8 protein-coding genes are annotated in these 7,113 nt (G+C 50.2%); all 8 read right to left on the minus strand.

Features of this window, described 5'->3' with window-relative positions; genetic code table 11:
• Positions 1 to 93 precede the first annotated feature (93 nt).
• Positions 94 to 2,049: an NADH-quinone oxidoreductase subunit L gene (gene nuoL / locus FP815_09915; GenBank protein MBA3015252.1), complete on the minus strand. Its 1,956-nt coding sequence runs from the start codon at positions 2,047 to 2,049 to the stop codon at positions 94 to 96.
• Positions 2,042 to 2,347, minus strand: coding sequence for an NADH-quinone oxidoreductase subunit NuoK (gene nuoK / locus FP815_09920; protein ID MBA3015253.1), 306 nt, complete (start codon positions 2,345 to 2,347; stop codon positions 2,042 to 2,044). Before nuoK ends, nuoL begins: the two co-directional genes overlap by 8 nt.
• Positions 2,344 to 2,874 carry a hypothetical protein gene (locus tag FP815_09925; protein MBA3015254.1) on the minus strand — a complete coding sequence of 177 codons (531 nt, stop codon included), beginning with the start codon at positions 2,872 to 2,874 and terminating at the stop codon, positions 2,344 to 2,346. Before FP815_09925 ends, nuoK begins: the two co-directional genes overlap by 4 nt.
• A 12-nt stretch (positions 2,875 to 2,886) precedes the next feature.
• Entirely contained in the window at positions 2,887 to 3,366 is a 480-nt protein-coding gene (locus FP815_09930; protein MBA3015255.1) for an NADH-quinone oxidoreductase subunit I, read from the minus strand.
• Positions 3,363 to 4,457: an NADH-quinone oxidoreductase subunit NuoH gene (nuoH, locus tag FP815_09935; protein MBA3015256.1), complete on the minus strand. Its 1,095-nt coding sequence runs from the start codon at positions 4,455 to 4,457 to the stop codon at positions 3,363 to 3,365. The genes FP815_09930 and nuoH overlap by 4 nt, the downstream gene beginning before the upstream one ends.
• Before the next feature lie 27 nt (positions 4,458 to 4,484).
• Positions 4,485 to 5,639: an NADH-quinone oxidoreductase subunit D gene (locus FP815_09940; GenBank protein ID MBA3015257.1), complete on the minus strand. Its 1,155-nt coding sequence runs from the start codon at positions 5,637 to 5,639 to the stop codon at positions 4,485 to 4,487.
• 49 nt (positions 5,640 to 5,688) lie between these two features.
• Positions 5,689 to 6,927 (minus strand): NADH-quinone oxidoreductase subunit B, encoded by a 1,239-nt coding sequence (locus FP815_09945; protein ID MBA3015258.1) that lies wholly within the window; start codon positions 6,925 to 6,927, stop codon positions 5,689 to 5,691.
• Positions 6,918 to 7,113: NADH-quinone oxidoreductase subunit A (locus FP815_09950; protein MBA3015259.1), on the minus strand; the 196-nt coding region annotated here is incomplete at its 5' end. The genes FP815_09950 and FP815_09945, both read right to left, overlap by 10 nt.

Here is a 7,113-nt window from a genome sequence, read left to right on the forward strand (position 1 = left end):
TCTATTATTACATTACTGCTCCTTATGTTTTTTTTACCCATTAGATTATGACATTATTTTTTGATAACTGCTTAGGGGCATGAGCCGATCAATTTATCTGCCGAGGAAAAGCAGAGCGGTAAGACCGATCACTGTAACCCCAAGATAGAGCTGGAGTTGTCCGTTCTGGGCCAGTCTCACCGCTTTGCTGCCAAGGTGCAGGGCTGTGCCGCATAGATTCATGACTCCGTCGACAATATTACGGTCCACCCATTTCACTGGCGTACCGATGCCTTGAAAGATGATTTTATGAGTAATGAAAAGATAGATCTCATCAATGTAAAATTTATTTTGGATAAGAAGATAGACTGGCTCGAACCGTTTACGCCATTCCTCTGCTTTTTCCGTGTTGCCATGACCGTAAAACGTCCAGGCGAGCCCAATTCCAGAAAATCCGACTAACGAGGCGACAATCGGTAACCATGCTGGATGAGCGAAATGTTCAGCGTAGGACAAGCTGGAGGCGATCACCTCTTTGGTGAAAAAATGTTCAAGCAGGCCAGCTCCCAATGTCGGAATGGTGAGCACTACAATGGGAAAAGTCATCCAGGGATCTTCATGTACATCATGCTGTTTTGAACGCGCTTTTCCATGAAAGGCCAAGAAGAAGAAACGAAACATATAGAAGGCAGTAAGGCCGCCGGTAACGAGACCGACGCTAAAGGTTACGTAATGACCAGACTGCAGAGCTGCCAGCAGAATGGCATCCTTGGACCAGAAGCCGCTGAACGGAAAAATGCCAGCGATGGCAAGGCATGCAGCCAAAATGGACCAGTACGTTTTGGGCATCATTTTTTTGAGTCCGCCCATGGCCATGAGGTCGTTGCTGTGCACCGCGTGAATCAGTGACCCGGCCCCAAGAAAAAGCATGCATTTAAAAAAAGCGTGGGTGAAAACATGATACATGGCTGCCGAATAGCCCAAGGAGTTCAGGTTGGGGGCAGAATCTCCCGCCATGGCGATTTTTGCGACACCTAGCGAGAAGAGCATGTACCCAAGTTGAGACAGGGTGGAAAAAGCCAGGATGCGTTTTATGTCGCGTTGGGTGATGGCGATGATAGCTGCAAAGATGGCCGTGAAAGCGCCGATAAACTGAATCAGGGCCATAGTGCTTGCCGCTTCGCTGAAGAGCGGGAACATCCGGGCAGTAAGAAATACCCCGGCCACTACCATGGTGGCTGAATGAATAATAGATGAAACTGGTGTCGGTCCCTCCATGGCGTCTGGTAGCCAGATATGAAGAGGGAACATGGCGGACTTGCCCCAGCCCCCTGCAAAAATAAGTAACGTTGCCACGGTTAGTAGGTTCACCTGCATGCCGCCGAGCAGAATAGTGTGGTTTAATAGCGCTATTGTTTTCGGCAGGTTCAAGATCTGGAAATCAAAGCTCTGGGCCTGGAAGCTCACTGTCAGGATTCCTATCAGAAAGAAGGCATCCGCAAAACGGGTTACAATGAAGGCCTTTTTTGAGGCGGCAACTGCTGACGGTTTTTGGTACCAGAAGCCGATTAATGAGTAGGATGAAACTCCAACCAGTTCCCAGAACACGAACATCTGTAGAATATTGCTCGAAACAACCAGGCCGAGCATAGAAAAAGTAAACAGGGCGAGCAGGGCGAAGAAACGGCCAAAAGCTGGATCGTCCTTCATGTAGCCAATGGAGTAGATGTTTACCATGAGACTGATTATGGTGATGACCACTACCATCATTACCGAGATGGGATCAAGATAGATGCCCAGATTAGCAGTCAGATTTGGTGAGAAATTGAGCCAGGCAAGATCAAAGCAGAGCAGGGTGCGGTTCGGAAAAAGATCAGGGTGGGACAGTACCTGCCGGTAATATGCCGTAGCCAGCCCAATGCTGTAAATGGTGTTTAACGCAGCCATCAGCGTGGCGACTTCACCGGACATTTTTGGATATTTTCTTGCCATCCAGAGACCAATGAACACAAAGCTTACTAGCGGCAAGAACAGGAGCAGGTAGCTATGAGTGAAGATGCTATCAGCCATTGAGTTCCTCCAGGCGATAGACGTCAAGGCGTCTTTTGCGACGGTACATGGAAATAATAATGGCCAGGGCCACAGCCATTTCGCAGGCGGAAACGGCCATTACAAAGATTGGAAAAATGGCGCCCGCCGTTGGGTCCGAGGCTCTGAAATGGGCAAATGCTGCGAAGTTGAGATTGGCGCCATTTAAAATCACCTCCACTGAAAGCAAAATGCCGATCAGGTTGCGGCGGGTCAATACTCCATGGACGCCGATGGCGCAGAGCATAAGCGACAGAACAATAAAGTGGGAGAGGGTCATGTCTTTTCCTCCTGGCCACTGTCGCGGCGGGCGATAACTACTGCACCGATTAAGGCGACCAGCAGAAGGATTGAGATGATTTCAAAGGGTACGATAAAACCATCTTTACGGGTAGAGAGCAGGCGCAGACCGATGGCATCCATGGTGACCGGCGCCGCTCGGGACACATTTTCAGCTAGGACAGCGGATGACTTGCCGCTGATGGCATAAAGTAATCCGAAAAGGAGAAATCCGCTGACCCCGGTCCCGACAAGACGGCGGCTGGTCGGCACCTTATGCCGATTTTCACTGCCAAGACCCGTGGTCAGCAAGATGATGATCAGCATGAAAATTACAATGCCGCCTATGTAGAGCATGATCTGGGCTAAGGCGACAAATTCAAGTTGCAGTAAGATGTAGAGCGCCGCAGTCGCGAAAAAGGCGCCGATTAAGGAAATAGCGCCATGCAGGAGATTGGGCAGACTTACGGCCAGCAAGGAAAAGGTCACCACTGCTGTTGCCAGTATATAAAATAGATAATCACCCATTAACTTCCTCCTTCAAGTTTTGTTGAGGATATAGGTCAAAAGCTGCCGGTCATACTTTGCCAACTCGAAATCCTGGCCCATGGTAATTGCCCCGAACGGACAGGACTCAACGCAGAGATTGCACAGGGTGCATTGGGAGAAGCGATACAAATAGCGACCAAGCATCTTGTTCCCGGCTAGATTTTGAGTGGTGAGCACAGATATTGTGCCGTTGGGGCAGGCCTTTTCGCAGATGCCGCAGCCGGTGCAGTGATGCTGGTTGTTTGCGTCATGAATCATGATTAAATGGCCACGGAAGCGATCCATCATTCGCAGGCTTTCTCGGTTTTCCGGATATTGTTGGGTGATTATTCTGCTGGGATTGACAAAATAGTGAATTGTAACTCCCATGCCGCTCAAGAGTGAAACCAAGCCGGTGATGATCTTTTGTAGATAGTAGGCGCTGGAATGGAGTACGCTGTTGTTGTTTACGTCTTGTCTCGGTTTCGTCATAGTGTCCACCCCATGGCTAGAAAAAATCCGGCTGCCGGAAGAAGTGCAAGGTTGGCAGGAAGGAGCATTTTCCATTCAAGGTACATGAGTTGGTCGATCCGGAGTCTGGGAAACGTCCAGCGGAACCACATATAAAGAAAGATAACCACAACGGTTTTGCAGAAGAACCAGACAAAACCAGGGATGAATTCAAAGAACGCATCAAGCGGGCCGATGCCGACCTGTGGTGCGAGAAAGCCGCCCAGGAAAAAAGTGGTGGCGATCCCTGCGGAAACAAACATATTGACGAATTCGGCAAAGAAAAACATGGCGAAGCTGATGCCGGAATATTCGGTGGCGAAACCGCCTGTGAGTTCTGACTCGGCCTCAGAGATATCGAATGGCGCACGGTTCAGCTCGGCAGTTGATGAGATCATGTACATTACGAAGGCAACAATGCCTAAAATCGGCAGTTTGAAAATCCACCAGTCCAAGATGGTTCCCTGTTGGGAAAGGACAATTTCTCTGAGAGAGGCGGTGCCGCTGACCATGACGATCAGGAGCATGATCAGGGCGAGCGAAATTTCAAAGGAGATCATCTGTGCCCCGGAGCGCATAGCTCCAAGCAGGGAATATTTATTGTTTGAGGACCAGCCTGCCAGCAAGATCCCGAGAACACTGAGCCCTGAGATACCAAGAACATAGAGCGCTCCGCCAGCGGGATCGGCAACCTGCAAGTGGTGGTCAAACGGCAGAACGGTCATTACCAGAAAGGTGGCGCTGGCAGGAAGAATAGGGGCCAGAAAGAAGACGAAGCTGTCGGCCCCCTCAGGTATCAACACTTCTTTGAAAATAAGCTTCAGCCCATCGGCGGTAGATTGCAGCAGTCCATGATATCCGACCCGCATGGGACCAAGCCTGGCCTGGAAACGGGCGGCTACTTTTCGTTCCAGCCAGATAAGAAAAACGGGCAACAGGGCCACAATCAGCAACAGGCTGATAATGGTCAGGAATCCATTGGCGTATCCGGCAGCATTGGGGAAATAGTGGCGCACCAGGTCCCCTATCGCATTATGGACCGGGAAAACCGTTTCAGTTGGTAGTTGGATCATGATCTGTGCGGTTCCTCCTTTCGGCTCTTAACGATCGATTTCCGGCACCACAAAATCCAGGGTGGCCAGAATAGTAACCAGGTCGGCAATCTTGTGGCCAACCGCCATCTCGCTCAGGGCGCTTAAGTTGGAAAAGCTCGGCGAACGGAATTTTACCCGGTACGGTTTTGTACCGCCTTCGGCAACAATATAGGTGCCAAACAGTCCACGGGCCGTTTCCACCTGGCTGTAGTAGTTCCCCTCTGGCAAGCGGTATGCTGCTTGCTCCTTGCTGCGATATGGCCCTTTGGGGAAAGTCTTCACTGCCTGCCCCAGGATGCGGAGCGATTGAGCCATCTCTTCCATTTTTATCTGGTAGCGGTCAAAACAGTCGCCAACTGTGCCGATGGGAATATCAAAATCGAAACGGTCATAGATCGAATACGGATCATTGCGGCGGACGTCATAACTGATGCCGGAGGCCCGCAGCACTGCGCCGCTACAGCCATAGGACAAGGCTTTTTCTTTGCTGAGGATACCGATTCCTCTGGTTCGTTCCTGGAAAATGATATTATTGGTCAGCAGGGTATTGTATTCATCGAGCGCGACATGCATCCGTTCGATTACCCTCTGCACGTGGGGGAGAAAGGTGTCGGGAACGTCGGCAAAGGAACCACCCGGCCGGAAAAAATTCATGGTTAGCCTGGCCCCGCAAAGTTCTTCAAAGATGTCGGTGATCATTTCCCTTTCCTTGAAGCCGTAAAGAAAGGTGGTGACTGCTCCTAAGTCCATTCCTGATACGCCCCACCAGAGCAGATGGGACTGAATTCGTTGCAGCTCGCAGAGCATCACCCTGATGTATTCACCTCGTTCCGGCACGCCAAGATTAAGGGCCTGTTCCATCGCCAGGCAATAGCCGAGATTATTGATGTGACTGGAGAGATAATCGAGTCTGTCGGTAAGGTGAATGTTCTGCAGGTAGGTCTGACTTTCCGTAAGCTTTTCTATGCCGCGATGGACGTAACCAAGATGCGGCACGATCTCCAGCACATTTTCTCCATCAAGCTTGAGCACCAGACGCAAGACCCCATGGGTACTTGGGTGCTGTGGCCCCATGTTGAGGAAGTACTCTTCCGAGGTTTCATCCGTGTTCAGACCTCGTGTAAATCCTTCCGGGATATTGTCGATAAGTTGTAATTCCATTGGTATCCTACCCGTGTAATGGGCTCCTCGGGACATCTTTTTTTTTCAATCAATAGGGGCGTTTCACTATCCGTTTTGCGTCTTCAAAATTTTTGCGCAGGGGATGACCGGGGAAATCATCCTGCAGAAAAATACGCCGCATATCCGGATGCCCGGTGAACCGAATACCAAATAGGTCGAACACTTCCCGTTCATGCCAATTTGCCCCATTGTAAATATCAGATAGTGTGCTTAGTTCAGGTCGTTCTTTGTTCACCGGACAGCGCAGAAACAGTTTGTGTCCATAGTGGGTGGAGAGCAGATGAACCAGAATATCGAAATGATCCGGCCAGTCAACCGCTGTTACTTGCAGCAGCATATCGAGTCCCAACTTATTGTTATCTTTTAGGAAACGGACCAGATCCTTGAATTGCCCAGTTTCAGTTTGTAGATCAAGAATATATTCCGAACCCAAATCCGCCACTGTGTCTGGGCTGATTTCCGGTTGCCGGAAAATGGTGACTGCCGGAAACGCTTCTTGCACCGTTGCTAGTATTGAGGCGTTATCGAGGCCATTTTTTCTGCCGGGTTCCCTTGTCACCGCATCAAATTGTTCTTTTGCAAGTCGAGGCGGTTTTGCGGGCTTATAGTTCGGGTTTTCAGCCTTAAACTGTTCTCTTGCCGGGCGCAGCTCACGCTCATTTTTTTCCTCTTGGATTGCCCATTCCTGCTTTGCCATGGTGTGGGTATCAACAAATGGAGTGTCCAGCAGCTTGCCAATCTTCCAAGGATTGCGACGGCCTTCCTTTCTGATCTTTTTTTGCAGTTCCATAATGCCATAAAGCAAGGCCTCAGGCCGGGGAGGACAGCCGGGGACATAAATATCCACCGGAATAAGCCGGTCGCCGCCGCGGATTACCGAGTAGGTGTCATAGTAGAATGGGCCGCCGGAAATGGCACAGGAGCCCATGGCAATGACATACTTGGGCGCTGGCATCTGTTCGTAGAGGGTGACGAGATTTGTACCCATTTTTTCAACAATGGTGCCGGCCAGTACGATAAGGTCGGCCTGTCTCGGAGTAGCTCTGGCAACTTCAACCCCAAAACGGGCCCAGTCGTGCCGTGAAGAACCTGCCGACATCATCTCCATGGCGCAACAAGCCGTACCATAGACAAGTGGCCAGAGGGAGTTGGCCCTGGCCCAGGCCACCAGATATTCGATCGAGTCAACAAGTCTGATACCGCCAGGGTATTTATCAAGTATCTCGGCAACTTGTTCGGTTAGTCCTGAAGCGCCGCCTACTCCCATGTTAAGACCCCCTTGCGCCAGGCGTATATAAGGCCGGCAAAAAGAATGAAAACAAAAGCAAATAATTCACAGAAAAGAACCATTGGACTGATGCTGCTATTCTGGCCAGTGACCACAGACTTGAAGATTATCATGCAAGGGAAGAGAAACAGTGATTCAATGTCGAAGAGTAAAAAGAGTAACGCA

This window comes from Desulfobulbaceae bacterium, assembly GCA_013792005.1.
Taxonomy (GTDB): Bacteria; Desulfobacterota; Desulfobulbia; order Desulfobulbales; family VMSU01; genus VMSU01.

Bases quoted from the DNA above. Each gene is read 5' to 3' on its own strand.
- nuoL (MBA3015252.1), bottom strand. From the start codon at position 2,049: ATGGCTGATAGCATCTTCACTCATAGCTACCTGCTCCTGTTCTTGCCG.
- nuoK (MBA3015253.1), bottom strand. From the start codon at position 2,347: ATGACCCTCTCCCACTTTATTGTTCTGTCGCTTATGCTCTGCGCCATC.
- FP815_09925 (MBA3015254.1), bottom strand. From the start codon at position 2,874: ATGGGTGATTATCTATTTTATATACTGGCAACAGCAGTGGTGACCTTT.
- FP815_09930 (MBA3015255.1), bottom strand. From the start codon at position 3,366: ATGACGAAACCGAGACAAGACGTAAACAACAACAGCGTACTCCATTCC.
- nuoH (MBA3015256.1), bottom strand. From the start codon at position 4,457: ATGATCCAACTACCAACTGAAACGGTTTTCCCGGTCCATAATGCGATA.
- FP815_09940 (MBA3015257.1), bottom strand. From the start codon at position 5,639: ATGGAATTACAACTTATCGACAATATCCCGGAAGGATTTACACGAGGT.
- FP815_09945 (MBA3015258.1), bottom strand. From the start codon at position 6,927: ATGGGAGTAGGCGGCGCTTCAGGACTAACCGAACAAGTTGCCGAGATA.